Annotated in this window: 24 protein-coding genes, 1 tRNA gene and 1 riboswitch; of the genes, 17 read left to right on the top strand and 8 right to left on the bottom strand. The window is 72.6% G+C overall.

Translation table 11 applies throughout. The features are described 5' to 3' along the window. Positions 1-389 precede the first annotated feature (389 nt). On the bottom strand, positions 390-1,718 hold the full coding sequence (locus tag NX801_RS03175) for a nicotinate phosphoribosyltransferase (protein ID WP_258785184.1): 1,329 nt from the start codon (positions 1,716-1,718) through the stop codon (positions 390-392). A 168-nt stretch (positions 1,719-1,886) separates the two neighbouring features. Here NX801_RS03175 and clpS point away from each other — a divergent pair, with 168 nt between their 5' ends. From clpS to NX801_RS03140, 7 genes are all read left to right on the top strand, one after another. Beyond that, positions 1,887-2,204 (top strand): ATP-dependent Clp protease adapter ClpS, encoded by a 318-nt coding sequence (gene clpS / locus NX801_RS03170; RefSeq protein WP_258785182.1) that lies wholly within the window; start codon positions 1,887-1,889, stop codon positions 2,202-2,204. Then, complete coding sequence (locus NX801_RS03165) at positions 2,201-2,779, top strand: DUF2017 domain-containing protein (protein ID WP_258785179.1); 579 nt, start codon at positions 2,201-2,203, stop codon at positions 2,777-2,779. The genes clpS and NX801_RS03165 overlap by 4 nt, the downstream gene beginning before the upstream one ends. 531 nt (positions 2,780-3,310) lie before the next feature. After that, entirely contained in the window at positions 3,311-4,741 is a 1,431-nt protein-coding gene (locus NX801_RS03160) for an amino acid permease (protein WP_258785177.1), read from the top strand. Positions 4,742-4,843: 102 nt separating this feature from the next. Further along, positions 4,844-5,266, top strand: coding sequence for a M67 family metallopeptidase (locus NX801_RS03155; protein WP_258785175.1), 423 nt, complete (start codon positions 4,844-4,846; stop codon positions 5,264-5,266). 185 nt (positions 5,267-5,451) lie between these two features. After that, positions 5,452-5,577, top strand: a complete 126-nt coding sequence (locus NX801_RS03150) for a putative leader peptide (protein WP_258785173.1) — start codon at positions 5,452-5,454, stop codon at positions 5,575-5,577. Positions 5,578-5,826: 249 nt separating this feature from the next. Beyond that, on the top strand, positions 5,827-6,105 hold the full coding sequence (locus NX801_RS03145; protein WP_258785171.1) for a MoaD/ThiS family protein: 279 nt from the start codon (positions 5,827-5,829) through the stop codon (positions 6,103-6,105). Between the two features lie 9 nt (positions 6,106-6,114). Continuing rightward, complete coding sequence (locus NX801_RS03140) at positions 6,115-7,065, top strand: PLP-dependent cysteine synthase family protein (RefSeq protein WP_258785169.1); 951 nt, start codon at positions 6,115-6,117, stop codon at positions 7,063-7,065. Positions 7,066-7,744: 679 nt separating this feature from the next. On the opposite strand, the gene NX801_RS03135 is transcribed toward NX801_RS03140, so the two are convergent. Then, entirely contained in the window at positions 7,745-8,230 is a 486-nt protein-coding gene (locus tag NX801_RS03135; RefSeq protein ID WP_258785251.1) for a type II toxin-antitoxin system PemK/MazF family toxin, read from the bottom strand. A gap of 177 nt (positions 8,231-8,407) precedes the next feature. On the opposite strand from NX801_RS03135, the gene NX801_RS03130 reads away from it, so the two are divergent. Further along, the gene (locus NX801_RS03130) at positions 8,408-9,166 is read left to right on the top strand and encodes an MBL fold metallo-hydrolase (protein ID WP_258785250.1); all 759 of its coding nucleotides are present in this window, start codon (positions 8,408-8,410) and stop codon (positions 9,164-9,166) included. A 158-nt stretch (positions 9,167-9,324) separates the two neighbouring features. Here the strand turns inward: NX801_RS03130 and NX801_RS03125 are convergent, their stop codons facing one another. After that, positions 9,325-10,575, bottom strand: coding sequence for a PTS transporter subunit EIIC (locus NX801_RS03125; protein WP_258785167.1), 1,251 nt, complete (start codon positions 10,573-10,575; stop codon positions 9,325-9,327). 322 nt (positions 10,576-10,897) lie between these two features. Next, positions 10,898-12,160 carry a PTS transporter subunit EIIC gene (locus NX801_RS03120; RefSeq protein WP_258785165.1) on the bottom strand — a complete coding sequence of 421 codons (1,263 nt, stop codon included), beginning with the start codon at positions 12,158-12,160 and terminating at the stop codon, positions 10,898-10,900. A gap of 350 nt (positions 12,161-12,510) precedes the next feature. On the opposite strand from NX801_RS03120, the gene NX801_RS03115 reads away from it, so the two are divergent. The 4 genes from NX801_RS03115 to rdgB all read left to right on the top strand — a co-directional run bounded on the left by NX801_RS03115 (position 12,511) and on the right by rdgB (position 14,977). Then, positions 12,511-12,744 carry a PTS sugar transporter subunit IIB gene (locus NX801_RS03115; RefSeq protein ID WP_258785164.1) on the top strand — a complete coding sequence of 78 codons (234 nt, stop codon included), beginning with the start codon at positions 12,511-12,513 and terminating at the stop codon, positions 12,742-12,744. A gap of 92 nt (positions 12,745-12,836) precedes the next feature. Then, complete coding sequence (gene rph, locus NX801_RS03110) at positions 12,837-13,568, top strand: ribonuclease PH (RefSeq protein ID WP_258785162.1); 732 nt, start codon at positions 12,837-12,839, stop codon at positions 13,566-13,568. A 224-nt stretch (positions 13,569-13,792) separates the two neighbouring features. Continuing rightward, complete coding sequence (locus tag NX801_RS03105) at positions 13,793-14,185, top strand: hypothetical protein (protein ID WP_258785161.1); 393 nt, start codon at positions 13,793-13,795, stop codon at positions 14,183-14,185. 186 nt (positions 14,186-14,371) lie between these two features. Further along, positions 14,372-14,977, top strand: a complete 606-nt coding sequence (gene rdgB / locus NX801_RS03100) for an RdgB/HAM1 family non-canonical purine NTP pyrophosphatase (protein WP_258785160.1) — start codon at positions 14,372-14,374, stop codon at positions 14,975-14,977. Between the two features lie 94 nt (positions 14,978-15,071). Here rdgB and NX801_RS03095 read toward each other — a convergent pair. The 3 genes from NX801_RS03095 to bcp form a co-directional block, all read right to left on the bottom strand. Further along, positions 15,072-15,158 (bottom strand) — tRNA-Leu (locus tag NX801_RS03095). Between the two features lie 105 nt (positions 15,159-15,263). Continuing rightward, the gene (locus NX801_RS03090) at positions 15,264-16,760 is read right to left on the bottom strand and encodes an MFS transporter (protein ID WP_258785159.1); all 1,497 of its coding nucleotides are present in this window, start codon (positions 16,758-16,760) and stop codon (positions 15,264-15,266) included. Between the two features lie 286 nt (positions 16,761-17,046). Next, positions 17,047-17,514 carry a thioredoxin-dependent thiol peroxidase gene (gene bcp / locus NX801_RS03085; RefSeq protein WP_258785158.1) on the bottom strand — a complete coding sequence of 156 codons (468 nt, stop codon included), beginning with the start codon at positions 17,512-17,514 and terminating at the stop codon, positions 17,047-17,049. A gap of 237 nt (positions 17,515-17,751) precedes the next feature. Between bcp and NX801_RS03080 the strand changes: the two genes are divergently transcribed. The 3 genes from NX801_RS03080 to NX801_RS03070 all read left to right on the top strand — a co-directional run bounded on the left by NX801_RS03080 (position 17,752) and on the right by NX801_RS03070 (position 19,178). Next, complete coding sequence (locus tag NX801_RS03080; RefSeq protein WP_258785249.1) at positions 17,752-18,117, top strand: DUF3618 domain-containing protein; 366 nt, start codon at positions 17,752-17,754, stop codon at positions 18,115-18,117. 162 nt (positions 18,118-18,279) lie between these two features. After that, a complete protein-coding gene (locus NX801_RS03075) occupies positions 18,280-18,618 on the top strand; it encodes a GroES family chaperonin (RefSeq protein ID WP_258785157.1) in 339 nt (112 codons plus the stop codon). Positions 18,619-18,752: 134 nt separating this feature from the next. Continuing rightward, positions 18,753-18,819: riboswitch (guanidine-III (ykkC-III) riboswitch) on the top strand. A gap of 38 nt (positions 18,820-18,857) precedes the next feature. Next, positions 18,858-19,178 carry a DMT family transporter gene (locus NX801_RS03070; protein WP_258785155.1) on the top strand — a complete coding sequence of 107 codons (321 nt, stop codon included), beginning with the start codon at positions 18,858-18,860 and terminating at the stop codon, positions 19,176-19,178. Between the two features lie 120 nt (positions 19,179-19,298). On the opposite strand, the gene NX801_RS03065 is transcribed toward NX801_RS03070, so the two are convergent. Next, positions 19,299-22,046 (bottom strand): transglycosylase domain-containing protein, encoded by a 2,748-nt coding sequence (locus NX801_RS03065; RefSeq protein ID WP_258785154.1) that lies wholly within the window; start codon positions 22,044-22,046, stop codon positions 19,299-19,301. A 410-nt stretch (positions 22,047-22,456) separates the two neighbouring features. On the opposite strand from NX801_RS03065, the gene NX801_RS03060 reads away from it, so the two are divergent. Together NX801_RS03060 and NX801_RS03055 are read left to right on the top strand one after the other, a co-directional pair. Next, positions 22,457-23,257 (top strand): ABC transporter permease, encoded by an 801-nt coding sequence (locus NX801_RS03060; RefSeq protein WP_258785153.1) that lies wholly within the window; start codon positions 22,457-22,459, stop codon positions 23,255-23,257. Between the two features lie 31 nt (positions 23,258-23,288). Further along, on the top strand, positions 23,289-24,053 hold the full coding sequence (locus tag NX801_RS03055; protein ID WP_258785248.1) for an ABC transporter permease: 765 nt from the start codon (positions 23,289-23,291) through the stop codon (positions 24,051-24,053). Positions 24,054-24,138: the final 85 nt, after the last annotated feature.

Below are 24,138 nucleotides of genomic sequence, written 5' to 3'. Positions count from 1 at the left end.
CACCGAGCGTGGGGAGGCGGCGGGGTGGCGGGTGGGGTTCGGGGGAGGGCGGCTCCGGGGCGATGACGGTCCGGGCGGGGATGGCACGAGCCTAGAGACTCGCCACGCCGAGCGGGAGAGGGCCGCCGAGGCGCCCCGGACCGGGGCGTGCGCCCCCGGGCCCGTACCGGGGGCGGCGCGACCGGTGTGCGCCCCGGCGGACGGCCCGGAGCGTCCGTGTCGTGCGCCCCCGGGTGCCCGTGCGCCCCCGGTCGGGCGGGCGTGCGGCCACCCGATGGCCGTACGGCTTCCCGGCCCGGTGGTGTAAGCCCCTGCTGTCCCCCTGGGCCGGGCCGGGGCGTACTCGTTCCCGTCCCGTTCCCGCCCCGGCGGGGCTCCTCGGCGGCTCCTCAGACGTACTCGGTCGGGATCACCGGCTCGCCGCGCGAGAGCTGGAGGGCCGACATGGGCAGGGCGGCCCGGGCGGCGATATGGCGGTCGCGGGCGGCCTCCAGCGGCTCCCGGCCGACCACCTCGCCGTTCTTGACCAGCTGGACCAGCAGCCCGCGGTCGGCCAGTTCCTCCGGTACCGGGCCGGTGCCGACGACCTCGGCTTCGGCGACCCCGTACGCGTCCAGCCGGCGGGCCGCCCACTTGCGGCCGCCGCGCGAGGACTTCGCGCCCATGGACTTCTTGGCGACCGGGACCAGCGGGGCGTCCTGGTCCGCCGAGCCGGCGCGGGCGACCAGCTTGTAGACCATGGAGCAGGTCGGGTGGCCGCTGCCGGTGACCAGCTGGGTGCCCACCCCGTACGCGTCCACCGGCGCCGCCGCCAGCGAGGCGATGGCGTACTCGTCCAGGTCCGAGGTCACCACGATCCGGGTGTCCCGCGCCCCCAGCTCGTCCAGTTGCTGCCGCACCCGGTGGGCGACCAGCAGCAGGTCGCCGGAGTCGATGCGGACCGCGCCCAGCTCCGGGCCCGCGATCTCCACGGCGGCCCGCACCGCCTCGGCCACGTCGTAGGTGTCGACCAGCAGGGTCGTTCCCCGGCCCAGCGAGTCCACCTGGGCCCGGAAGGCGTCCCGCTCGGTGTCGTGGAGCAGCGTGAAGGCATGGGCGGAGGTGCCGACGGTCGGGATGTGGTAGCGGAAGCCCGCCGCCAGGTCGGAGGTGGAGTCGAAACCGCCCACGTACGCGGCCCGGGCCGAGGCCACCGCGGCCAGCTCATGGGTGCGCCGGGCGCCCATCTCGATCAGCCGCCGGCCGCCCGCCGCCGACGACATCCGGGAGGCGGCGGCCGCGATGGCCGAGTCATGGTTCAGGATCGACAGGACCACGGTCTCCAGGAGCACGCACTCCGCGAAGGAGCCCTCGACCCGGAGCACCGGGGAGCCGGGGAAGTACACCTCGCCCTCCGGGTAGCCCCAGACGTCACCCCGGAAGCGGTAGCCGGCCAGCCAGTCCAGGGTCTCCGGGTCCGCGATCTCGCGCTCCCGCAGCCACTCCAGGACGCCCTGGTCGAAGCGGAAGTTCTCGACGGCGTCCAGGACCCGTCCGGTGCCGGCCACCACGCCGTACCGCCGCCCCTCGGGCAGCCGGCGGGTGAAGACCTCGAAGACCGAGCGCCGGTCGGCCGTCCCGCCGCGCAGCGCGGCCCGCAGCATGGTCAGTTCGTACTGGTCGGTGAAGAGCGCGGTCGACGGCACGTCCACCGGCAGCCCGAGATCCACAGCGTTCATGGCGCAGATGCTACCCCTAATTTCGTCAAGTTGACGATTTCTCGGTCCGGGGCGGGTCCGGCGAGCCCGGTGCCGGGCTCCGCGCCGGGTCCCGGCCGGCTCGGCGGCCTGGTCGGGCGGGGGTCGGAGAGGGGGCCGTTTGTGCGGTGCGGGGGCCCAAGTGGCAGCATGGACCGAGTGAGTGTTGCTCCCACAGAGATCGAACGCACCGAGTCCGCCCCCGAGGGTTTCGCCGTCGTGGAGCCCGACGTTCCGTGGGTGACGATCGTGCACAACGACCCGGTCAACCTCATGAGCTATGTCACCTACGTCTTCCAGGCGTACTTCGGCTACTCCAAGGACAAGGCGCACAAGCTGATGCTCGACGTGCACCACAAGGGCAGGGCGGTCGTCTCCAGCGGCACCCGCGAGGAGATGGAGCGGGACGTGCAGGCGATGCACGGCTACGGGCTCTGGGCCACGCTCTCCCAGGACCGCAACGGATGAGCGGCCACTTCGAGCCCGTGCCCGGTGGCGGCGCGCGTGTGCCGCTGGACGAGGTCGAGATCGCGATCCTCCGGTCGCTCGCCGTGCAGCTCCTCGAACTGATCGGTCCCGGCGACGAGCCGGCCAAGGGTGAGGACCCGCTGGCGGCGCTCTTCCGCGACGGCCCCAGCGAGCCGCCGTCCGACCCGGCGCTGGCCCGGCTCTTCCCGGACGCGTACAGCAACGCGGACGAGGAGCTGCGCGCCGCCTCGGCCGAGTTCCGCCGCTTCACCGAGAACGATCTGCGCACCCGGAAGCGCGAGGACGCGCTCGCGGTGGTGCGGAACCTCGACGCGCTGGCCGTGGTGGACGGCGCCGGCGCGGTCCTGGAGCTCACCCGGGACGACTCCCGCCGCTGGCTGGGCGCGCTCAACGACCTGCGGCTGACCATCGGCACCCGGCTGGAGGTCAGCGACGAGGACGGCGGCGAGGAGCTCTACCGGCTGCCCGACTCCGATCCGCGCAAGCCGATGGTGATGGCGTACCTCTGGCTGGGCGCGCTCCAGGAGACCCTGGTCGAGACGCTGCTGGGCTGACCCCGGCGGCCCCGGTGGGGTCAGCCGGAGCACCCCGGGCCTGCTGCGGGAGGGACCCCGGTGGATGCCGGCGGAGCGGCCCGGGCGGATGCCGCCGGGTGAGTCCGCGAACGCCGCCGGAGCGACCCCGGCGGGCGCTGCCGAAGCGACCCCGGCAGGCACCGCCGGAGCGACTGCGGTGTGCTCCCGGGTCGCCGTGAAGGGCGGTACGCGCGGTGATCGGGTGTTCGCTCAGCGGACACTCAAATCCGTATAACGATCGGATTACCAGGAAGCCCCATTGTGTGGGGATAGCGCACCTTCTGTCCGCTTTTCCTTGTGTGGTGCGTCACATCCTTGCCCTTCGATCAGTGTTGCGAGCGTGATACATCTTCACGACCGCCCGGTGACGCCACCCCTGTCAGCCGGGTGCGCTGGGGCCGGCAGACCGCCGGTGGCACTCCATCCATATCCGGGGGGATCAGGACCTGATCCGCTGTTCCGCGCAGAGCTGCGCGCGACGCGGATCAGCGTGGAGAAAGGCGCATCACCATGACCTCAGTGCAGGTCGACTCAGAGCACGACGGCAGTGGGGCCGCGGAAACCGCGTCCGGCGAGGGCGAGGGGTATCAGCGAGGTCTCGGGGCCCGCCAGATCCAGATGATCGCGATCGGCGGAGCCATCGGCACCGGGCTCTTCCTCGGCGCGGGCAAGGCCATCTCCAAGGCCGGCCCGAGCCTCATCCTGGCCTATGCCATCGCGGGCCTGGTCATCTTCTTCATCATGCGGGCGCTGGGCGAGCTGCTCATGTACCGCCCGGTCTCCGGCTCCTTCTCGGAGTACGCCCGCGAGTTCATCGGCCCGTTCGCCGGCTTCGTCACCGGCTGGACGTACTGGCTCTTCTGGGTCGTCACCGGCATCACCGAGGTCACCGCGGCCGCCACCTACATGACGTACTGGTGGGACATTCCGCAGTGGGTCTCGGCACTGGTCTTCACGGTCATCCTGTACGCCGCCAACCTGATCTCCGTGAAGCTCTTTGGTGAGCTGGAGTTCTGGTTCTCCATGGTCAAGGTCACCGCCATCATCGGCATGATCCTGATCTGCGCCGGCATCCTCACCATCGGCTTCTCCGACGCCGGTGACACCGCCTCGGTGACCATGCTCTGGTCCGAGGGCGGCTTCTTCCCCAAGGGCATCGGCGGCACGCTGATGACCCTTCAGATCGTGATGTTCGCCTTCCTCGCGGTCGAGCTGGTCGGTGTCACCGCGGGCGAGTCCAAGGACCCCAAGACCACGCTGCCCAAGGCGATCAACACCGTGCCCTGGCGGATCGCGGTCTTCTACGTCGGCGCCCTGATCATGATCCTCTCCGTGGTGCCGTGGACCGAGTTCCAGCCCGGCGTCTCGCCGTTCGTCGCGGCCTTCGAGAAGATGGGCCTCGGCGTCGGCGCCGCGATCGTGAACTTCGTGGTGCTCACCGCCGCGCTCTCCTCCTGCAACTCCGGCATGTACTCCACCGGCCGGATGCTGCGCGACCTGGCGCTCAACGGCCAGGGCCCCAAGGCGTTCACCAAGCTGACCAAGTCCGGCACCCCGCTCATCGGCACCACGGTCTCCGCCGCGCTGATGCTGGTCGGCGTCTGGATCAACTACCAGTGGCCCGGTGACGCCTTCAACAAGGTCGTCTCCTTCGCCACCATCTCCGGCATGTGGGCCTGGATCATGATCCTGGTCGCCCAGATCCGGTACCGCGCCAAGGCCGACCGGGGCGAGCTGCCGCAGTCGGAGTTCAAGGCCCCCGGCGCCCCGTACACCAGCTGGTTCGCCCTGCTCTTCATCTTCATGGTGATCGTGATGATGGGCATCGACCAGGACGCCCGGGTCTCGCTCTACTGCGCCCCGCTCTGGGCGCTGATCATGGGCGTCTCCTACCTGGTCCTGAAGAAGCGCAACCCGGAGGGCGCCGCCTTCAAGCGCTGACGGCGACGGGCGCGACGGGCGCGACCGCCCCGCTGTCCGGCATGCGGGCCCATCCGTACCACTCCTCGGTACGGATGGGCCCGTCTGCTTATCCTGATCCGCATGCTGACCATCACCCGGGTCCTGTACGACCAGATCGTGGCGCACGCCCGCGCCGACCATCCGGACGAGGCGTGCGGCGTCGTGGCGGGGCCGGCCGGCTCGGACCGCCCGGAGCGCTTCGTCCCGATGCTCAACGCGGCCCGGTCGCCCACCTTCTACGAGTTCGACTCGGCGGATCTGCTGAAGCTCTACCGCGAGCTGGACGACCGGGACGAGGAACCGGTCGTCATCTACCACTCGCACACCGCCACCGAGGCGTACCCGTCCCGTACCGATGTCGGCTACGCCAACGAGCCCGGCGCCCACTACGTCCTGGTCTCCACCGCCGACGCCGACGACGCCGGACCGTTCCAGTTCCGCTCGTACCGGATCGTGGACGGGGTCGTCACCGAGGAGGAGATACACGTCGTGGAGGCGTACTGATCCCGCTGATCCCTCCGGCGCGCGCCCGCCGTCCGTGGTCCCGCCGGCCGCGGTCCCGCCGTCCACGGCCCCTCCGCCCTTCCTCGACCGGTCGCGGCCTCCCTTTGTCCGGATCGCGGTCGAGGCCGTCCCGGTATCCGAGATCGGGGGCCGGATCGCGGACCGGGAATCGTTACGATGACCGCATGGTTTCACCGGACGTGCCGGAGATGGACGAAGAGGCGCCGGGCGGCGTGCTGCTCGTCGCGCGGCTCCATGTGGACCTCTGCCGGCTGGCCGCCGCGCTCTGTCCACCGCGCGGCGCCGCCTGACGCCCCGGGTCCCGCACCCCGGGACCGCCGTCCGGGCCCGGTGCGACCCGCCGCCGGCCGTTCCGGCCCACCGGGCACCGACCGGGCGCCCGCGCGTACCGTACGCCCCGCACATCAGTGCGCCGGCCCGGTCGGCGGGCGCCGCACGCACCGCCGTCCCGCACCCGCCCCGCACCCCGCCGTCCCGCACCTCCGACCGACCGTCACCCGACCGTCCGTCCCGCCTCCCGCCCGACAGGAGCCCACGCCATGGCCATCGAGGTCCGCATCCCGACCATCCTCCGCACCTACACCGACGGCGCCAAGGCCGTCGAGGGCAGCGGGGAGACGCTCGCCGAGCTCTTCGCCGACCTGGAGACCCGGCACACCGGCATCCGGGAGCGGATCGTCGACGGCGACCAGCTCCGCCGGTTCGTCAACGTCTACCTCAACGACGAGGACGTCCGCTTCCTGGACGGCATCTCCACCAAGCTCTCCGACGGCGACAGCGTCACCATCCTTCCGGCCGTGGCCGGCGGAATGCGCTGAGCGGCGCGCATGCGTTACGAGAGCCCGCTCGCCGCGGTCGGCGACACCCCGCTGGTCCGCCTGCCGCGCCTGTCGCCCTCGGCCGAGGTGCGCGTCTGGGCCAAGCTGGAGGACCGCAACCCGACCGGTTCGGTCAAGGACCGCCCCGCGCTCCATATGATCGAGCGGGCCGAGCGGGACGGCCGGCTCACCCCCGGGTGCACCATCCTGGAGCCCACCAGCGGCAACACCGGCATCTCGCTGGCGATGGCCGCGAAGCTCAAGGGCTACCGGATGGTCTGCGTGATGCCCGAGAACACCTCTCGGGAGCGGCGGGAGCTGCTCGCCATGTGGGGCGCGGAGATCATTCCGTCCCCGGCGGCGGGCGGCTCCAACACCGCCGTCCGGGTGGCCAAGGAGCTGGCCGCCGAGAATCCGTCCTGGGTGATGCTCTACCAGTACGGCAACCCGGACAACGCGGGCGCCCACTACGCCACCACCGGCCCGGAGATCCTCGCCGACCTGCCCACGATCACCCACTTCGTGGCCGGGCTCGGCACCACCGGCACCCTGATGGGCGTCGGACGCTATCTGCGCGAACACCGGCCCGGGGTGCGGATCGTGGCCGCCGAGCCGCGCTACGACGACCTGGTCTACGGGCTGCGCAACCTGGACGAGGGCTTCGTGCCGGAGCTGTACGACGCCTCCGTGCTGACCGGCCGGTTCTCGGTGGGCTCGGCCGACGCGGTGGCCCGTACCCGGGAGCTGCTCCAGCAGGAGGGCATCTTCGCGGGCGTCTCGACCGGCGCCGCGCTGCACGCCGCGATCGGCGTCGGGAAGAAGGCGGTGAAGGCGGGGGAGAGCGCCGACATCGTGTTCGTGGTGGCGGACGGCGGCTGGAAGTACCTCTCCACCGGCGTCTACACGGCCGCCACCACCGAGGAGGCCGTCAAGGCCCTGCACGGCCAGCTCTGGGCCTGACCCGCCCGCCGGGTCGGCCCGGGAGCCGACCCCGGCCGGCCGGGCTCCAGGTTCTGGGGTGGGCCGGGAACCGGTCCGACCCCGCCGGATCGGTCCGGGCCGTCGCCGCCCGGTCGGTTCCGGACCGACCCGTACGACCGGTTCCGGGCATGACCTCGTGCCGTGCGGCCGCTCCCGGTGTCCGGTCCCGGGCGGCCGGCTCCGGGGGCTGATCCCGCAGGGCCCGCTGGACCAGGTTCCGGCTGGACCTGGTTCTGGGGCGGGCCCGCAGCGGGGCCCGGTCCCGGGGCGGGCCGTGCCGCCATGCCGCAGGACCGGGCGGGCCCCCGCCGTGCGGCCGGCCGGGTCTGTTCTCGGGGCCGGCCCAGTCGGCCGGGCCCCGCCCGTGGGTCGGCGCGGGCCCGTCCGGGGCTGTCTCCGGGGGCTGGCCACCCCGCGCCGGTCACCCCGCCCCGGCCATCCCGCGCCGGTCCGGCTCGCGCCCGTACCGCCCGGGCCCGTGGCGCCGGTCCACCCGCTTACGGGCACGGGCACGGACCCGGCCGGCTCCCGGCTGCCCGAGGGCCGCCCCGCGACCCGGCCGGCCTCCGGTCCGGCGTCCGCCGGGCCCGGATGGCCGGTCCCGCCCGCCCGCGGGTGCGACGCGGGTCCGCGTGCCGTCGGGGGGACAGGCGGCGGATCAGCGGGACAGGTGGCGGACCCGCTCCCAGACCTCCGGGCCCGCGGTGCCTGCGCGGCGGCGGAAGTCCCCGAGCGGTACGTCCCTGAGCTCGTCCGTCTCCAGGAAGCTCGGCCGCTCCCGGGCGTCGCCGACCGCTCCGGGCGGAAGGGCGATGACCCCCGGGCGCCCGTCGTGGTGCTTGCTGGTGATCTTGACGACGCAGGCCCGGCCGCCCCGCACCGCCAGCACCAGACAGGGCCGGTCCTTGCCGCCCGGGCCGTCCTCGTACGGGACCAGCGCCCACCAGATCTCGCCCGGCCGGGGGCGCGCGCCGGTCCCGCGCGCCGTCCCGGTCCCGGCCGGGCGGCCCGGCGGCCGGGTGCGCCCGGCCGGCCGGCGCCTCCGGGCCGGTGGCCGGCCGCCGCGCCCGAGGCCGTCGACGAGGGTCACCAGGAACGCGAGCAGTACCACGGCGCCGAGCGCCCACCACCAGAACGTGTCCATGCGCCGGACGCTACACAACACCCGCGCGCCCCCCGAACCGGTGACAGCGCAGGTGAGTTCCTTCACAACGCGCCACTGTGGAGGAGCGACGGGCGCTCACGCACCGTACGCTCGACGGATCGCACGACCTCCCCTGCCAGCGCCTTCACGGCTTCCTTCCTCGGAGGTTCACGCTCCATGAAGCTCACCGTCGTCGGCTGCTCGGGGTCGTTCCCGTCCGCGGAATCGGCCTGTTCGAGCTACCTCGTAGAAGCCGACGGCTTCCGGCTGCTCCTCGACATGGGCAACGGCGCCCTGGGCGAGCTGCAGCGCCACTGCGGTCTGTACGACCTCGACGCGATCTTCCTGAGCCATCTCCACGCCGACCACTGCATCGACATGTGCGGCTACTTCGTCGCGCGGTACTACCGCCACGACGGCGGCCGCGCCCCCGCGCTCCCGGTGTACGCGCCCGAGGGTGCCGAGCAGCGGCTGACCACGGCGTACGACGACGTCCCGTCCGAGAAGGCGATGAGCGAGGTCTTCGACTTCCGGACCCTCACCCCCGGCCCGGACGCCTTCGAGATCGGCCCGTTCCGGGTGCGTACCGCTCCCGTGGAGCACCCGGTCGAGGCGTACGGCATCCGGATCGAGCACGGCGGCGGCTCGCTCACCTACTCCGGCGACACCGGGGTCTGCGACGCGCTGGACGCGCTGGCCGACTCGACCGGCCTCTTCCTCTGCGAGGCGTCCTTCACCCACGGCAAGGAGGACATCCCGGGGCTGCACCTCAACGGCCGGGAGGCCGGTATCCACGCCGCCCGGGCCCGGGCCCGCCGGCTGGTGCTCACCCACATCCCGCCCTGGACCGACGGCGAGCGCAATCTCGCCGATGCCCGCGCCGTCTTCGACGGCCCGGTGGAACTGGCCCGCCCGGGCGCGGTCTACCAGCTCTGAGCCCCCCCGCTCGGTGCCCGGCGCCCGGCGGCACGGTGCCCGGGGGCATGCCGCCCCGGGTACGGCGACCAGGACACGGCGAAGGCCCCGGAACCGTCGTACGGGACGTACGTACGGGTCCGGGGCCCGGTGCTCTCAGGCGGCGGCGCCGCCCGGGCTCACGCCTTGGTGAGGTCCTCGACCTCCTCCTCGGGCTCCCGGCCCGGGGTCGGCAGGTCGAACTTGACGATGGCGAAGCGGAAGACCGTGTAGTAGATCGCCGCGAAGACCAGGCCGATCGGAATGATCATCCACGGCTTGGTGGCGAGGTTCCAGTTGAGCAGGTAGTCGATCAGACCACCCGAGAAGTTGAAGCCCGCGTGGACGCCCAGGCCCCAGGTCAGCCCCATCGAGATCGCGGTCAGGATCGCGTGCAGCACGTACAGCAGCGGCGCGATGAACATGAAGGAGAACTCGATCGGCTCGGTCACACCGGTGACGAACGAGGTCAGGGCCAGCGAGATCATCATGCCCATCACGGCCTTGCGGCGCTCCGGGCGGGCGGTGTGCGCGATGGCCAGCGCGGCGGCCGGCAGACCGAACATCATGATCGGGAAGAAGCCGGCCTGGAACATACCGGCGGACGGGTCGCCGTTCAGGAAGCGGGTGATGTCACCGTGCACGACCTCGCCGGCGGCGTTGGTGAAGTCACCGATCTGGAACCAGGCGACGGTGTTGACGAACTGGTGCATGCCGACCGGGATCAGCGCCCGGTTGATACCGCCGAAGAGTCCGGCGCCGACAGAGCCGAGACCGGTCATCCACGTACCGAAGTCGCTGATGACCTCACCGATCGGCTCCCAGACCAGACCGAAGAAGACGCCCACGACCAGGCCGACGAAGGCCATGATGATCGGCACCAGCCGGCGGCCGTTGAAGAAGCCGAGCCAGTCCACCAGCTTGGTCCGGTAGTACCGCTGCCACAGCACCGCGGCGAGCAGACCCATGATGATGCCGCCGAGCACCCCGGGGTTGTTGTACTTGGCGGGGTCGTCCTCGCCCGCCTTGATGACGGCCTCGGCGACCGGGAACGCCTCCAGCACCTTGTTGTAGACGAGGAAGCCGACGAGGGCGGCCAGCGCGGTGGAGCCGTCCGCCTTCTTGGCGAAGCCGATCGCCACGCCTATGCAGAACAGCAGCGGCAGGTTGCCGAGGATGGCGCTGCCGGAGTTGGCGAAGACGGCGGCGACCTTGTCCCAGCCCAGTCCGTCCTTGCCGAAGACGTCGTCGGCGCCGAGGCGGACCATGATGCCGGCGGCCGGCAGGACCGCGACGGGCAGCTGAAGGCTGCGCCCCACCTTCTGCAGACCCTGAAGCAGCCCGTGGCTCCACTTCTTCGTGGGCGCCGCCGGAGCGGTGGCCGTACTCATAACACTTCCTCCAGTGGGCAAGGCGCCGCCCGGGGACAGGGAAGGAAAGCGGGGGACGGCGGCGTCTCAGGAAACATGGCGTGGCCATGTGGTCTACACCAATGTGTGGTGTAGACCAGTTTTAGCATGGTGGGCTATAGATAAGGAACCTTCAAATTCGTGACCTCGCATCCACGCATTGTGGACGCTCCGTGATCATGAATGAACATATGAAGAGGCTCCCGGACCGAGCGGTCCGGGAGCCTCTTCCCGCTGTATGTGTTGGTCTGTCCCGGGCAAGTGGGGCCGGCGGAGCCGCACTCGTCCGTGTCCGGGGATCAGGTCACGGTTTGGTCGCGTCGCGCTCGGTAGCCGTCGATTCCTCGGCCGGCTCGCGTCCCGGGGTGGGGAGGTCCAGCCGGGTGATCAGCAGCCGGAAGAGCGTGTAGTAGACGACGGCGAAGCAGAGGCCGATCGGAATGATCAGCCAGGGCCGGGTGTCCAGGTGCCAGTTGACCACGTAGTCGATCAGCCCGCCCGAGAAGCTGAAGCCCGCGTGCACCCCGAGCGCCCAGGTGATCGCCATGGAGGCGCCGGTCAGGACCGCGTGCAGTCCGTAGAGCAGCGGCGCCGCGAACATGAAGGAGAACTCCAGTGGTTCGGTGACCCCGGTGACGAAGGAGGTGAGGGCGACCGAGACCATCAGCCCGGTCACCTCCTTGCGCCGCTCGCGCCGGGCGCAGTGCGCGATGGCCAGCGCGGCGGCCGGAAGGCCGAACATCATGATCGGGAAGAACCCGGACATGAACTGCCCGGCCGTCGGGTCCCCGGCGAAGAACCGGGTCAGGTCGCCCTGCGCCACCGTGCCGTCCGCCTTGGTGTACTCGCCCGCCTGGAACCAGAAGAACGTGTTCAGGAACTGGTGCATGCCGATCGGGATCAGCAGCCGGTTGGCCAGTCCGAAGATGCCGGTGCCCCAGGCGCCCAGCTCGATCAACTGCTTGGCGAACCAGGTCAGCGCGTCGCCCACCGGCTCCCAGAGCAGTCCGAAGAGCACCCCGAGAACCACGCAGAGGAACGCCATCTGGATCGGCACCAGCCGGCGGCCGTTGAAGAAGCCCAGCCAGTCCACCAGCCTGGTCCGGTGGTAGCGCTGCCAGACCACCGCCGTCAGCAGCCCGATCAGAATGCCGCCCAGCACCCCGGGGTTCTGCGGTACGCCCTCCGGGACGTCGGCCGTCACCGTGCCGGCGCGCGGAAACGCGGTCAGCACGTTGTGGTAGACGAGGAAGCCGACCACCGCCGCCAGCGCGGTGGAGCCGTCCGCCTTCTTGGCGAAGCCGATCGCCATCCCGATGCAGAAGAGCAGCGGCAGCCCGAACGCCCCGTCCAGGATCGCCGTGCCGCCGGTCATCAGCACCTTGGACGTCCGGTCCCAGAAGGGTCCGTGCAGATACGCGGCGAAGAGATTGCCGAGGCTGACCAGCAGTCCGGCCGCCGGCAGCACCGCCACCGGGAGCTGGAGGCTCCGGCCGGCCTTCTGGAGACCCTGGAAGATCCCGCTCCGGCGCGACCTGCCCGGCGCTGCCGCTCCCTCGGTGCTCATCGGCGGCCTCCGTCAGTCGTTCGGGCTTCGTCAGTCGTTCGGGTGCCGCACGTCGTGCGGGCGCCGCCGGTCGTGCGGGCCTCGTCCGGTCGTCCCGGACGTACTGGTGTAGACCACTTGCGGTACGCTCCCGGAAACCCGGCCGTCGGGCGGGGAACCGGTGATCGCCATCCTTCGGGACGGAGCCGTACCGCGCTCGTACAGCTGGGCCAACCGTGAGCTACCGTGACATCGCGGACCCGGCTCGTGGTGCCCTGCCCGCCCCGTGCTCGCGCGGGGCACGCACCCGGGCGGGCGGCGCGGTGGGCGGCAGCCCCGTGCGGAACTGCTTCAGGAACAGGGAGACACACATGGCCAGCAAGGCTGAGAAGATCGTCGCCGGGCTCGGTGGCATCGACAACATCGAAGAGGTCGAGGGCTGCATCACCCGCCTGCGCACCGAGGTCGTCAACCCTGAGCTGGTCGACGAGGCCGCCCTGAAGGCCGCCGGCGCCCACGGCGTCGTCAAGATGGGTACCGCCATCCAGGTCGTCATCGGCACCGACGCCGACCCCATCGCGGCCGACATCGAAGACATGATGTGAGCTCGCGTCAGCTGAGGTGAGCCACCCCCGGGGAGCCCCGGGCCGACCGCCGGCCGGCCCGGGGCTCCGCGTACGCCCATTAGGCTCCTCCCATGTCTCGAATCGACGGCCGCACCCCCGAACAGCTCCGCCCGGTCACCATCGAACGCGGATGGAGCAAGCACGCCGAGGGCTCCGTCCTCATCTCCTTCGGCGACACCAAGGTCTTCTGCACCGCCTCCGTCACCGAGGGCGTGCCGCGCTGGCGCAAGGGCAGCGGCGAGGGCTGGGTCACCGGCGAGTACTCGATGCTGCCCCGCTCCACCAACACCCGCGGCGACCGCGAGTCCGTGCGCGGCAAGATCGGCGGCCGTACGCACGAGATCTCCCGCCTCATCGGCCGCTCGCTCCGCGCGGTCATCGACTTCAAGGCCCTCGGTGAGAACACCGTCGTGCTCGACTGCGACGTCCTCCAGGCCGACGGCGGCACCCGTACCGCCGCCATCACCGGCGCCTATGTCGCGCTGGCCGACGCGGTCGCCTGGGCCCAGCGCAACAAGCTGGTCAAGGCCGGCCGCAAGCCGCTCACCGGCACCGTCTCCGCCGTCTCGGTCGGCATCGTGGACGGCACCCCGCTGCTCGACCTCTGCTACGAGGAGGACGTGCGCGCCGAGACCGACATGAACGTCGTCTGCACCGGTGACGGCCGCTTCGTGGAGGTCCAGGGCACCGCCGAGGCCGAGCCCTTCGACCGCAAGGAGCTCAACGCCCTGCTCGACCTCGCCACCGGCGGCTGCGCCGACCTGGCCGCCCTCCAGCGGGAGGCCCTGGAAGGGACGCTGTAGCGGAGGCACCCGGGCGGGGGTGGCCGGAACACCCGGCCGGGGGCGGTCGGGGGCGAGGCGCCGGACGGGCCGCCCGGAGGCCCCGCGGCCGGTAGGGCCGTCCCGGCCCGGCGCCGGGTACGGCCCTCCGGCGCGGCAACCACCCGGGGCCCGGGGGCGTCTGCACCGGTACGGACGCGCGTGCCCACGGGGCGTCCGCCCGTCCGGACCGGGAGGACCCCGTCATGCGCCGCCGTGCCCGCCGTACCGCCGCCACCCTCGTCGCCGTCACCGCCGTGCTCGCCCTGGGCGGGACCGCCGGCTGCGCGACGCTCGACCGGGCGATGGACTGCGTCAAGACCGCCGACGCCATCGCCACCAGCGTCGACCGGCTCTCCACGGCCGTCTCCACCGCCACCGACGACCCGACCCGACTGGCTCAGTCGCTCGATGACATCGACCAGGAGCTGAACACCCTCAAGAACAGCACCGGGGACGCCGATCTCGCCAAGGCGGTGGAGGACCTCCGGACGGCCGTCACCAACGTCCGCACCGCCGCCGACCAGGGGGACACGACCCCCGACATCTCCGGGGTCACCGGCGCCGCCGCCGAGATCACCAAGGTCTGCGCCCCGTAGCGCCCCCGGCCCGTCCGGGTCAGGCGGGGCCACCGTGCTCCGGGGGCCCACGCGTGTCCGCACCCGGGCGGGGCCCGCGCGTGTCCGCACCCGGGCGGGGCCCGCGCGTGTCCGCACCCGGGCGGGGCCCGTGCGTGTCCGCACCCGGGCGGGGCGCGGTCGCGCGTGCCCGGGATACTGGGGATCATGACCCGCCTGATTCTCGCCACCCGCAACGCCGGAAAGATCACCGAACTGCGCGCCATCCTGGCCGACGCCGGGCTCGACCATGAACTCGTCGGCGCGGACGCCTATCCCGAGATCCCGGACGTCAAGGAGACCGGGGTCACCTTCGCGGAGAACGCCCTGCTCAAGGCGCACGCCCTGGCCCAAGCCACCGGGCTGCCCGCCGTCGCCGACGACTCCGGGCTCTGCGTCGACGTGCTCGGCGGGGCACCCGGCATCTTCTCGGCCCGCTGGTCCGGCACCCATGGCGACGACCCGGCCAACCTGGAGCTGCTGCTCGCCCAGCTGGGCGACATCGCCCCCGAGCACCGCGCCGCGCACTTCGCCTGCGCGGCCGCCCTCGCGCTGCCGGACGGCACCGAGCGGGTGGTGGAGGGCCGGCTGCGCGGCACCCTGCGCACCGCCCCGGCCGGCACCGGCGGCTTCGGCTACGACCCGATCCTCCAGCCCGAGGGCGAGACCCGGACCTGCGCCGAGCTGAGCGCGGCCGAGAAGAACGCCATCAGCCACCGGGGCCAGGCGTTCCGCGCCCTGGTCCCGGTCCTCCGCGAGGTGCTGGCCGGCTGATCACCCGCCGACCGACGGACCGGCGCCACACGCCGGTGGACGTACGCGAGGAGGGCCGCCCCCGGTCACCGGGGGCGGCCCTCCTCGTATCGCGTGGTGCGGCCGGAGGGACTCGAACCCTCACGGGTGTTACCCCACTGGGACCTAAACCCAGCGTGACTGCCAGTTCCACCACGGCCGCGCGCGTCCCCATCGTAGTGGGCGCCCCGAGCCGCCGGACCGCCCCTGCCGTTTCCCGCTCAGCGCACTTTCCCGCGCAGCGCTTTCCCGCCCGGGACGACCTCGCTCAGAACTTCGGCTCGGCGGTCTGCGCCTGCACCAGCTCGGCCGCCTCCTCCGGGGTGCCGACCGACGGCGGCGAGCCCGCCAGCGGCTGCCGGGCCGTCTCCTTCATGCAGAGCACCGTGACGACCCCGATCAGCGCCGCCCCCATCGAGTAGTAGGCGGGCATCAGCCGGGTGCCGGTCACGCTGATCAGCGCGGTGACCACCAGCGGAGCCGTACCGCCGAAGAGCGAGGTCGAGATGTTGTAGCCGACCGAGAGGGAGCCGTACCGCACCTGGGTCGGGAAGAGCGCGGGCAGCGCCGCCGACATGGTGGCCAGCAGGCAGACCAGCGACAGCCCGAGCAGCAGCGCGCCGCAGGTGATGGGCACGAAGCCGTCGATCCCGATCAGCAGGAAGGCCGGCACCGACAGGAAGAGGAAGCCGAGCATGCCCGCCATCAGCAGCGGCTTCCGGCCGAACCGGTCGTTGAGCCTGCCGACCTGATTGATGATCGCCATCAGGACGACCATCACCACGAGCAACACCAGCAGCCCATGGGTGGCGCTGTAGCCCAGCTCGTCGGAGAGATAGGTCGGGAGGTAGGTCAGCACCAGATAGACATTGACGTTGTACGCGCCCACCAGGGCGATGCACAGCACCAGGGTCCGCCAGTAGTCGCGGAAGATCCTCGTCAGATCGCCCTTGGCCGTGGTCTCCACCGAGTCGGCCGCCTCGGCCGCGCCCTCGGACTCCAGCTTCTGGAAGGCGGGCGTCTCGTCCAGCCGCATCCGCAGATAGAGGCCGACCAGACCCAGCGGCCCGGCCACCAGGAACGGCAGCCGCCAGCCCCAGGACTCCATGGTGTCGTCACCCAGCCAGGCGGTGAGCACGGTCACCAGACCGGCGGCGCCCACATAGCCGCCCAGGGTGCCGAACTCCAGGAAGCTCGCGAAGAATCCGCGCCGCTTGTCGGGGGCGTACTCCGCGATGAACGTCGAGGCGCCGCCGTACTCACCGCCGGTCGAGAAGCCCTGCACCAGCCGGAAGAAGATCAGCAGCGCCGGCGCCCAGTAGCCGATGGAGGCGTACGAGGGGATCAGCCCGATCGCGAAGGTGCCGACCGCCATGAGGATCATGGTGAGCGCGAGCACCTTCTTGCGGCCCACCTTGTCACCCATCGGGCCGAACACCACACCGCCCAGCGGGCGGACCAGGAAGGCCACGGCGAAGGTCGCGAAGGAGGAGAGCAGCTGCGCCGTGTCGTTCCCGGAGGGGAAGAAGACATGGCCGATGGTGACGGCGAGGTAGCTGTAGATCCCGAAGTCGAACCACTCCATGGCATTGCCGAGTGCCGCCGCCTTCACGGCCCGCTTGACCGCCGCCTCGTCCGTGACGGTGATGTCCGTCCGCCGCAGCTTCGGGTTCTTGCGCCGGTGGATCGCCCGGAAGAGTCCGGGGTGCCGTCTGACCGCCGCCGGATCGGCGGTCTGCTGCTGCTCCTGCCCGGTGGCCGCCATGAGACGCGTTTCCTTTCCCTGGGGTCCTGGGCCTGTCCGCCCGGATTCCAAGGGGCGCTTCTGCTCAGTCGCCGTGGCGACAAACCGGGGCCCCGGCAAGTGGGACCTCGGTCACATTCGTGTCCTGTGTCACATGGGGCACACGTGTCACACGCACCAAGACGGCCGAACAGACGGAACCGGGCAGCCGGACGGACGGGCAGCCGGACGCCCGGATGCCCGGATGCCCGGACAGCCGTCCGACCGGAAGGCCGGACAGCCGAGCGGCCGGACGCGGGGCCCGGGTTCAGATGCCCAGGTCCTTGATGATCTTGGCGACATGGCCGGTGGCCTTGACGTTGTAGAGCGCCCGCTCGACCTTGCCCTCCTCGTCCACGACGACGGTGGAGCGGATGACGCCGGTCACCGTCTTCCCGTACAGCTTCTTCTCGCCGAAGGCGCCGTACGCCTCCAGCACCGCCTTGGACGGGTCGCCGACCAGCGTCACCCTCAGGTTCTCCTGCTCCCGGAACTTCGCCAGCTTCTCCGGCTTGTCCGGCGACACCCCGATCACCTCGTACCCGGCGCCCGCCAGCAGCTCCAGGTTGTCGGTGAAGTCGCACGCCTGCTTGGTGCAGCCGGGTGTCAGTGCGGCCGGGTAGAAGTAGACGATGACCTTGCGGCCCCGGTGATCCGCGAGCGAGACGTCCTTGCCGTCCGCGTCGGGCAGGGTGAAGGCGGGGGCGGTGTCGCCGGGCTGCAGTCGCTCGCTCATGGGCTCTCCGAATTCTGGGACGTGCCGGGGGACGGCACGGCGGACGTTCCGTGGGGCTCCCGGCGCCGGGCCGGGCGGGTGCTCCCCGGATCCGCCGGGCCGGATGCTTCCCGGAGCCGCCGGGGCGGGCATTCTCCGGGTTCCCCCGAGCCTAATGGGGGTCTCGGACAGTCCCCGGGCCATCGAGCTGACAGACTGTGCGCAGACATGACCGGACCAGATCACGGAGGCAGCGCGGTGTCGGACGCCAGGACCCCTGCGCAGATCGAGGCGGACATCGTCCGCCGGCGCGAGCAGCTCGCCGTCACGCTCGACGAGATCGGCGTACGGCTCCACCCCAGCACGATCATCGGAGACGCCAAGGCCAAGGTCGCCTCGACCGTGGACCACACCGCCGGCCGCGCCTTCGTCGCCGTGAACCGCGCGGTGACCAGTGCGAAGTCGCGCTTCACCGACGAGGACGGCGCCCCCCGGCTGGACCGGGTGCTGCCGGTGGCCCTGCTGGCGGTCGGCGTGGTCGGCCTGCTCGTCACCACCGGCCGCAAGACCGAGAAGTCCAAGGCGGCCGCGATCAGGACCGCCGGCCGCAAGCGCAAGCGCTGAGCCGCTCGCGCCGGCCGGGTGCGAGCGCCGGGTGCGAGCGCCGGGTGCGACGACCGGCCCCGCCCCGGCCCCGGCCCCGGCCCGGCCCCGGCGCCGGTGCGCCGGGCGCCCGGCCCCGCCCCGGCTTCCCCGGAGCGGCGCGGGGGCGGGTAAATTTCCGGCGTGAGCGAGAACACCCACGACAAGCTGCCCATCCGGATGCTGCACGACCGGGTTCTGGTCCGCAACGACATCCCCGAGGGGGAACGCCGCTCGGGCGGCGGCATCCTGATCCCGGCGACCGCCGCCGTCGGCCGCCGGCTGGCCTGGGCCGAGGTGGTCGCGGTCGGGCAGAACGTACGGACCGTGGAGCCCGGTGACCGGGTGCTGTACGACCCCGAGGACCTCGCCGAGGTCGAGGTGCGGGGCGTCGCCTACGTCCTGATGCGCGAGCGCGATCTGCACGCGGTGGCGGCCGACCGGTTCGAGGGCTCGGAGGACTCCACCGGCCTCTACCTCTGATACCTCTGCCCCCTCTGACTCCCTCTGGCCCGTCGGGGCCGCCGCCCCGGATGCCCCCGGGCCCCTTCCCCGCTTCCGGCGTTTCGGCTCCCGGGCCGCCGCCGGGGGCGGGCCGCCGCCGTCCCGGTGTCACCGGGGGCGGGTACCCTGGCCGGACCCCGACGAGACGCGCCGTACCGGGTCACGCAAAGACGACGCACACCGTATGTCTCCGTGTCCCGTGTTCTGGAGGTGCCGTCATGGCGTGGGTTCTGCTGATAGCCGCCGGTCTGCTGGAGGTGGCCTGGTCGGTGGGGATGAAGTTCACCGACGGGTTCACCCGGCTCTGGCCGAGCGTGGGCACGGGCGCCGGGATCGTGGCGAGCATGCTGCTGCTGTCGTACGCCGCCCGTACGCTGCCGATCGGTACGGCCTACGGCGTCTGGGTCGGCATCGGCGCGGCCGGGGCGGCGGTGGTCGGCATGGTCGCCCTGGGGGAGCCCGCGACGGCCGCCCGGATCTTCTTCGTCTGTCTGCTGCTGGTCGCGGTGGTGGGCCTCAAGGCCACCTCGGGGCACTGATCCGGCCGTCCCCGCACACCACCCGTCCCCGCACACCACCGCGGCGCCCGCTCCGGCCCCCGGTGCCGCGGCGGGGCACCGACCCGGCCGCCCCCGCCCGGGCCCCGGGACCGCCCGGTGTCATCTCCCGAGGGCGGCTGCCCCGGCCCGGAGGATGTCCCCGATCGCATCGACGGCCTCGGCCGGAGCGCTGTCCCGGGCCGGGGGGCCACCGTCGGCCGGCCCGGTGCCACCGGCCGGAGCGGTCTCCCCGGGGCCGGCCGCGCTCCCGGCCGGTCGTGCGACGGCCGGTCGGGTCCCGGCGGGCAGTGCCGCCCCGGAACCCGTACCGCCGTGCGTCCCGGGAGGCCGGTACGTCCCGGCCGGGCCACCGGTGGCCGTCCCGCCGGGACCGGCGCCCGGGCCCATGCCCGGCCCGGTGTCCCCGGCGCCCGTGTCGCCCGCATCCGGATCCTGGTGCCCGCCCCCGCCGATGTCGCCCGGGACACCGGTGGTGGTGCCGGTGCCGCCGTCCGGGTCGGGCGCGGGCTGCTCCCGGCCGGTGTCCGGGCCCGGCACCTGACCGTCGCCCGGCGCCGTGGGGGCGCCGCCGCCGTCCTCCGGGCGCCCGGGGCCGGGGGTACGGCTCCGCTGCCCGTCGCCCGGCTGCCGGTCACCGTCCGGGACGGGCGAGTCGGTGGCGCCGGGGGAGGACCGGGGGTGCGGCTCCTCCGCCGGGCCGGCGCCCTCGGCCAGGACCAGGTCGAAGTGGCGTACCGGGCTCCCCGCCAGCGCGTCCCGGGTGTACTGGCCCCAGATCCGCGCGGGTTCGCCGCCGCCGTTGATCCGGGCGGCGCCCAGCGCCCCGTACAGCGGCCGCTGGGCACCCGTCTTCGGGTCCTGCCCCAGCACCGCCACCACCGTGGCCAGGTCGGGCGTGTAGCCGGCGAACCAGGCGGCCCGGTCCTCCTCGGCCGTACCGGTCTTGCCCGCGGCGGGCCGCCCGGCCGACCGCGCCGCGGTGCCGGTGCCGGCCTGGACCACGCTCTGGAGCATGGAGGTGGTGGTGTCGGCCGCCTGCCTGCTGACCGCCTGCCGCTCCGCCCGGCCGGTCAGCGCCCGTACCGAGCCGTCCTTCTCGACCTTCTCCACCAGCGTGTACCGGCCGTGTCGCCCGTGGTTGGCGAGGGTCGCGTACGCCTCCGCCATGTCCAGCACGCTCGCCGTCGCCGTGCCCAGCGCCACCGAGGGGGTCGCGGTGAGATCCGGGGTGGTGGCGGGGAGACCGAGCGCCACGGCGGTGGACCGGGCCCGCGCCGGTCCGACGTCCACGGCGAGCTGGGCGTAGACCGCATTCACCGACTTGTCGGTGGCCTCCCGTACGGTGATCGGTCCGTAGCTCCGGCCGTCCTCGTTGGCCGGGGCGTACGGGGTGCCGCTCCAGCCCTGCACCGGGCGCTTGTTGGTCCCGTCGTACACCGTGTTGGGGGTGATCGGCTCGCCGCCCCGGGTGGCGGCCCCGGAGTCCACGGCGGCGGCGAAGACGAACGGCTTGAAGGTGGAGCCGACCTGGTAGTCGCGGCGGGTCGCGTTGTTGACGTACTGCCGGGTGTAGTCGACCCCGCCGTACAGCGCCACCACCCGCCCGGTCGCCGGCTCCACCGAGGCGGCGCCGACCCGGACGTTCCGGTCCGCCGCGCTCGTGGCGTCGAGCCGGTCGGTCACCTGCTGGGTCACCGCCCTGACCAGCGACTCCTGCTTCACGCGGTCCAGGGTGGTCGTGATCCGGTAGCCGCCGGCCGCCAGGGTCCGCTCGTCCACGAGGCCCTCGCCGGTGAGGTAGTCCTCGACGGCGCCCAGCAGATAGCCGCGCTGACCGGAGAGACTGTCCGCGGGCACCGCCTTGCCGGGCGCCGGGAAGCGGGTGGCGGCGCGTTCGGCCGGCTCCAGCCACTGCTCCTTGACCATGGCGTCCAGCACGTAGTTCCAGCGGGCCAGCGCCCGGGGGCGGTTCTGCGGATGCGCCACGATGTCGTACGCGCTGGGGGCGTTGAGCAGCGAGGCGAGATACGCGCCCCGCCCGGCGGCCTGCCCGTCCACCTCCCGCCCGGCGGCCTGCCCGGCCGTGTCCCGTCCGGTGGCCCGGCCGCCCGTGTCCCGTCCGGTGGTCTGTTCGCCCAGCCGCTGGACGTCGGTGCCGTAGTAGGCGCGGGCGGCGGCCTGGATGCCGTACGCGTTGCGCCCGTAGTAACTGGTGTTCAGGTACCCCTCGAAGATCTCGTCCTTGGACTTCTCCCGGCCGAGCTTCAGGGCGATGAAGAACTCCTTCACCTTGCGGGTGAGGGTCCGCTCCTGGCCCAGGTAGTAGTTCTTGACGTACTGCTGGGTGATGGTGGAACCGCCCTGGGTGCCCTTCCCGGTGACGGTGTTCCAGGCGGCGCGCGCCATCGCTCCCGGGTCGACGGCCGGCGTGGTGTAGAAGTCCCGGTCCTCGGCGGCGAGCACCGCGTGCCGGACGGCCGCCGGGATCTCGGCCAGCGGCACGTTCTCCCGGTTGACCGCCCCGGACTGGGCGATGGGGGTGCCGTCGCGGTAGAGGTACACATTGGACTGGGCGGTGGCGGCGGCGTTGGCGGGCGGGATCCCGACCAGGTGGTAGCCGGCGACGAACCCCCCGGCCACCAGCAGCACTCCCAGGAACAGGGCCCCGAGCACCATCCGCCAGGTCGGCAGCAGCCGCCGCCAGCCGGTCCGCCGCTGCCGCCGCCTCGCCTTCCGCTCCGCACGGCGCTCCTGGCGGCGGGTGCGGCGCGGGGCGGAGCCGGAGGGCGCCCCGTCCGGCGTCGGATCGCGTGGATCCCAGCCGGGCCGGGAGGACTTGTCGCGCATGTTCTCCGCCCCAATCAGTAACAAAAGGGATGATTCGCACATCAGGCCCCATACTGCACCGCACTCCGCCGTGTCCCCGGCAACGGCGCATCCCGGCCCCGCCCGAACCCGGCCGGGTCCGACCCCGCTCGGCCCGGCTCGCCCCCACGCGCGGTCCGCACTCTTCACGCTCCCCGGGCGCTCCCATTGCCTCCGCGCATCCCCACGCGCTTCCGCCGCAGCCCACGACGCCCCCACCGGGCCCGAAAAGCGGTCGCGCGGTCGGCCCGGCCCGGCTACGCTCGGCGGCTTTGCCGGACCGGGGCCGGCCGGCCGTCGGAGAGGCCACCGATGAGCAGGGGCCGCCCATGACCAGGGGCCGCCCATGACCAGGGGCCGCCCATGACCAGGGAAAGGGCGACGATGCGGTGATGTGGCTCTACGCGGCCGTGGCGGCGGGCGGCTTCCGGCGGCACGCCACCTACCGGATGGCCACCGTGGCGGGGATGTTCACCAACACCGTCTTCGGCTTCATCCTGGCGTACACCTATGTCGCCCTCTGGGACGAACGTCCCCATCTCGGCGGCTACGACATGTCCGAGGCGCTCACCTACGTCTGGATCGGCCAGGCGCTGCTGGCCACCACCGGACTGATGGGCAGCAGCTTCGAGGAGGAGCTGATCGAGCGGATCAAGACCGGCGACATCGCGGTCGATCTCTACCGCCCCGCCGACCTCCAGCTCTGGTGGCTCGCGGCGGTCTACGGCCGGGCCGCCTTCCAGCTGCTGGCCCGGGGCGTGGTGCCGATGGCGGTCGGCTCGCTCGCCTTCGAGCTGGCGCTGCCCCGGAACCCGCTCACCTGGGCGGCGTTCCTGCTCTCGGTGGCGCTCGGGGTGCTGGTCAACTTCGCCATCGGCTATCTGGTGGCGCTCAGCGCCTTCTGGCTGCTGGACGGGGCCGGGGTGGTCCAGGTGGCCTGGCTGTCCGGCCTCTTCTTCTCCGGGATGCTGCTGCCGCTCACCGTCTTTCCGGGCACGCTCGGTGAGGTGGCCCGGGCACTGCCCTGGTCATCGGCGCTCCAGGTGCCGGCCGATGTCTTCCTGGAGCGGCGGACCGGCGCGCGATTGGCGGAGGCGTACGCCTTCCAGGCCGGCTGGGCGCTGGTGCTGCTGGCGGGGGGCCGGGTGCTCCAGGCCGTGGCGACCCGCCGGGTGGTGGTCCAGGGTGGCTGACGGGCTGCGCGCCTACGCGCTGATCGCCGCGATGTGGGTGCGGTCCACGATGACGTACCGCTTCTCCTTCGCGATGACCCTGCTGTCGAACTTCGTCACGACCGGTCTCGACTTCGTCGTCATCCTGCTGATGTTCGGTCATGTCCGGGGCCTGGGCGGCTTCTCCTTCGCCGAGGTCGCCTTCCTCTACGGGACGACCAGCACCTCCTTCGGGCTGGCCGATCTGCTGCTCGGGCAGGTGTCGCGGCTGGGCCGCCGGGTCCGGGACGGCACCCTGGACACGCTGCTGGTCCGGCCGGCGCCGGTGCTGGCCCAGGTGGCGGCCGACCGGTTCGCGCTGCGGCGGCTCGGGCGGATCACCCAGGGGCTGGTCGTGCTGGTCTGGTCGCTGGCGCTGCTGGACGTGGCCTGGACGCTGCCGAAGGTGCTGCTGGTGCCGGTGATGGTGGTGACCGGCGGCGTGCTGTTCGGCTCGGTCATGGTGGCCGGGGCGGCGTTCCAGATCTGGGCGCAGGACGGCGCCGAGGTGGTCAACGCCTTCACCTACGGCGGCAACACCCTGCTCCAGTACCCGCCCAGCGTCTTCGCCGGTGAACTGGTGCGCGGGGTCGTCTATGTGGTCCCGCTGGCCTTCGTCAACTGGGTGCCCGCCCTGTACGTCCTGGGCCGCGCCGCCCCGGCCGGGCTGCCCGCCTGGTCGGCTTTTCTCTCCCCGCTGGTCGCGGCGGCGCTGTGCGTTCCGGCGGCCCTGTTCTGGCGGGCGGGCCTCCGCGCGTACCGCTCCACCGGAAGCTGACCCCGCCCACCCCGCCCTCGCCGCCATCCCCGCCTCCATCTCCATCCGCATCCGTCCCCCCCCCACCCGACAGGGAGCCGAGCAC

Source organism: Streptomyces pyxinae, from assembly GCF_024756275.1.
Taxonomy (GTDB): Bacteria; Actinomycetota; Actinomycetes; order Streptomycetales; family Streptomycetaceae; genus Streptomyces; species Streptomyces pyxinae.
The sequence above is the reverse complement of the archived record's forward strand: the minus strand, read 5'-3'. Positions and strand labels throughout refer to the sequence as shown.

What these genes read in the sequence shown, in the direction of transcription:
- NX801_RS03165 (WP_258785179.1), top strand. Translation starts at nt 2,201, where the DNA reads ATGAGCGGCCACTTCGAGCCCGTGCCCGGTGGCGGCGCGCGTGTGCCG.
- NX801_RS03120 (WP_258785165.1), bottom strand. Translation starts at nt 12,160, where the DNA reads ATGAGCACCGAGGGAGCGGCAGCGCCGGGCAGGTCGCGCCGGAGCGGG.
- rdgB (WP_258785160.1), top strand. Translation starts at nt 14,372, where the DNA reads ATGACCCGCCTGATTCTCGCCACCCGCAACGCCGGAAAGATCACCGAA.
- NX801_RS03150 (WP_258785173.1), top strand. Translation starts at nt 5,452, where the DNA reads ATGGTTTCACCGGACGTGCCGGAGATGGACGAAGAGGCGCCGGGCGGC.
- clpS (WP_258785182.1), top strand. Translation starts at nt 1,887, where the DNA reads ATGGACCGAGTGAGTGTTGCTCCCACAGAGATCGAACGCACCGAGTCC.
- rph (WP_258785162.1), top strand. Translation starts at nt 12,837, where the DNA reads ATGTCTCGAATCGACGGCCGCACCCCCGAACAGCTCCGCCCGGTCACC.
- NX801_RS03065 (WP_258785154.1), bottom strand. Translation starts at nt 22,046, where the DNA reads ATGCGCGACAAGTCCTCCCGGCCCGGCTGGGATCCACGCGATCCGACG.
- NX801_RS03135 (WP_258785251.1), bottom strand. Translation starts at nt 8,230, where the DNA reads ATGGACACGTTCTGGTGGTGGGCGCTCGGCGCCGTGGTACTGCTCGCG.
- NX801_RS03105 (WP_258785161.1), top strand. Translation starts at nt 13,793, where the DNA reads ATGCGCCGCCGTGCCCGCCGTACCGCCGCCACCCTCGTCGCCGTCACC.
- NX801_RS03060 (WP_258785153.1), top strand. Translation starts at nt 22,457, where the DNA reads ATGTGGCTCTACGCGGCCGTGGCGGCGGGCGGCTTCCGGCGGCACGCC.
- NX801_RS03130 (WP_258785250.1), top strand. Translation starts at nt 8,408, where the DNA reads ATGAAGCTCACCGTCGTCGGCTGCTCGGGGTCGTTCCCGTCCGCGGAA.
- NX801_RS03145 (WP_258785171.1), top strand. Translation starts at nt 5,827, where the DNA reads ATGGCCATCGAGGTCCGCATCCCGACCATCCTCCGCACCTACACCGAC.
- NX801_RS03115 (WP_258785164.1), top strand. Translation starts at nt 12,511, where the DNA reads ATGGCCAGCAAGGCTGAGAAGATCGTCGCCGGGCTCGGTGGCATCGAC.
- NX801_RS03140 (WP_258785169.1), top strand. Translation starts at nt 6,115, where the DNA reads ATGCGTTACGAGAGCCCGCTCGCCGCGGTCGGCGACACCCCGCTGGTC.
- NX801_RS03125 (WP_258785167.1), bottom strand. Translation starts at nt 10,575, where the DNA reads ATGAGTACGGCCACCGCTCCGGCGGCGCCCACGAAGAAGTGGAGCCAC.
- NX801_RS03070 (WP_258785155.1), top strand. Translation starts at nt 18,858, where the DNA reads ATGGCGTGGGTTCTGCTGATAGCCGCCGGTCTGCTGGAGGTGGCCTGG.
- NX801_RS03160 (WP_258785177.1), top strand. Translation starts at nt 3,311, where the DNA reads ATGACCTCAGTGCAGGTCGACTCAGAGCACGACGGCAGTGGGGCCGCG.
- NX801_RS03155 (WP_258785175.1), top strand. Translation starts at nt 4,844, where the DNA reads ATGCTGACCATCACCCGGGTCCTGTACGACCAGATCGTGGCGCACGCC.
- bcp (WP_258785158.1), bottom strand. Translation starts at nt 17,514, where the DNA reads ATGAGCGAGCGACTGCAGCCCGGCGACACCGCCCCCGCCTTCACCCTG.
- NX801_RS03090 (WP_258785159.1), bottom strand. Translation starts at nt 16,760, where the DNA reads ATGGCGGCCACCGGGCAGGAGCAGCAGCAGACCGCCGATCCGGCGGCG.
- NX801_RS03175 (WP_258785184.1), bottom strand. Translation starts at nt 1,718, where the DNA reads ATGAACGCTGTGGATCTCGGGCTGCCGGTGGACGTGCCGTCGACCGCG.
- NX801_RS03055 (WP_258785248.1), top strand. Translation starts at nt 23,289, where the DNA reads ATGTGGGTGCGGTCCACGATGACGTACCGCTTCTCCTTCGCGATGACC.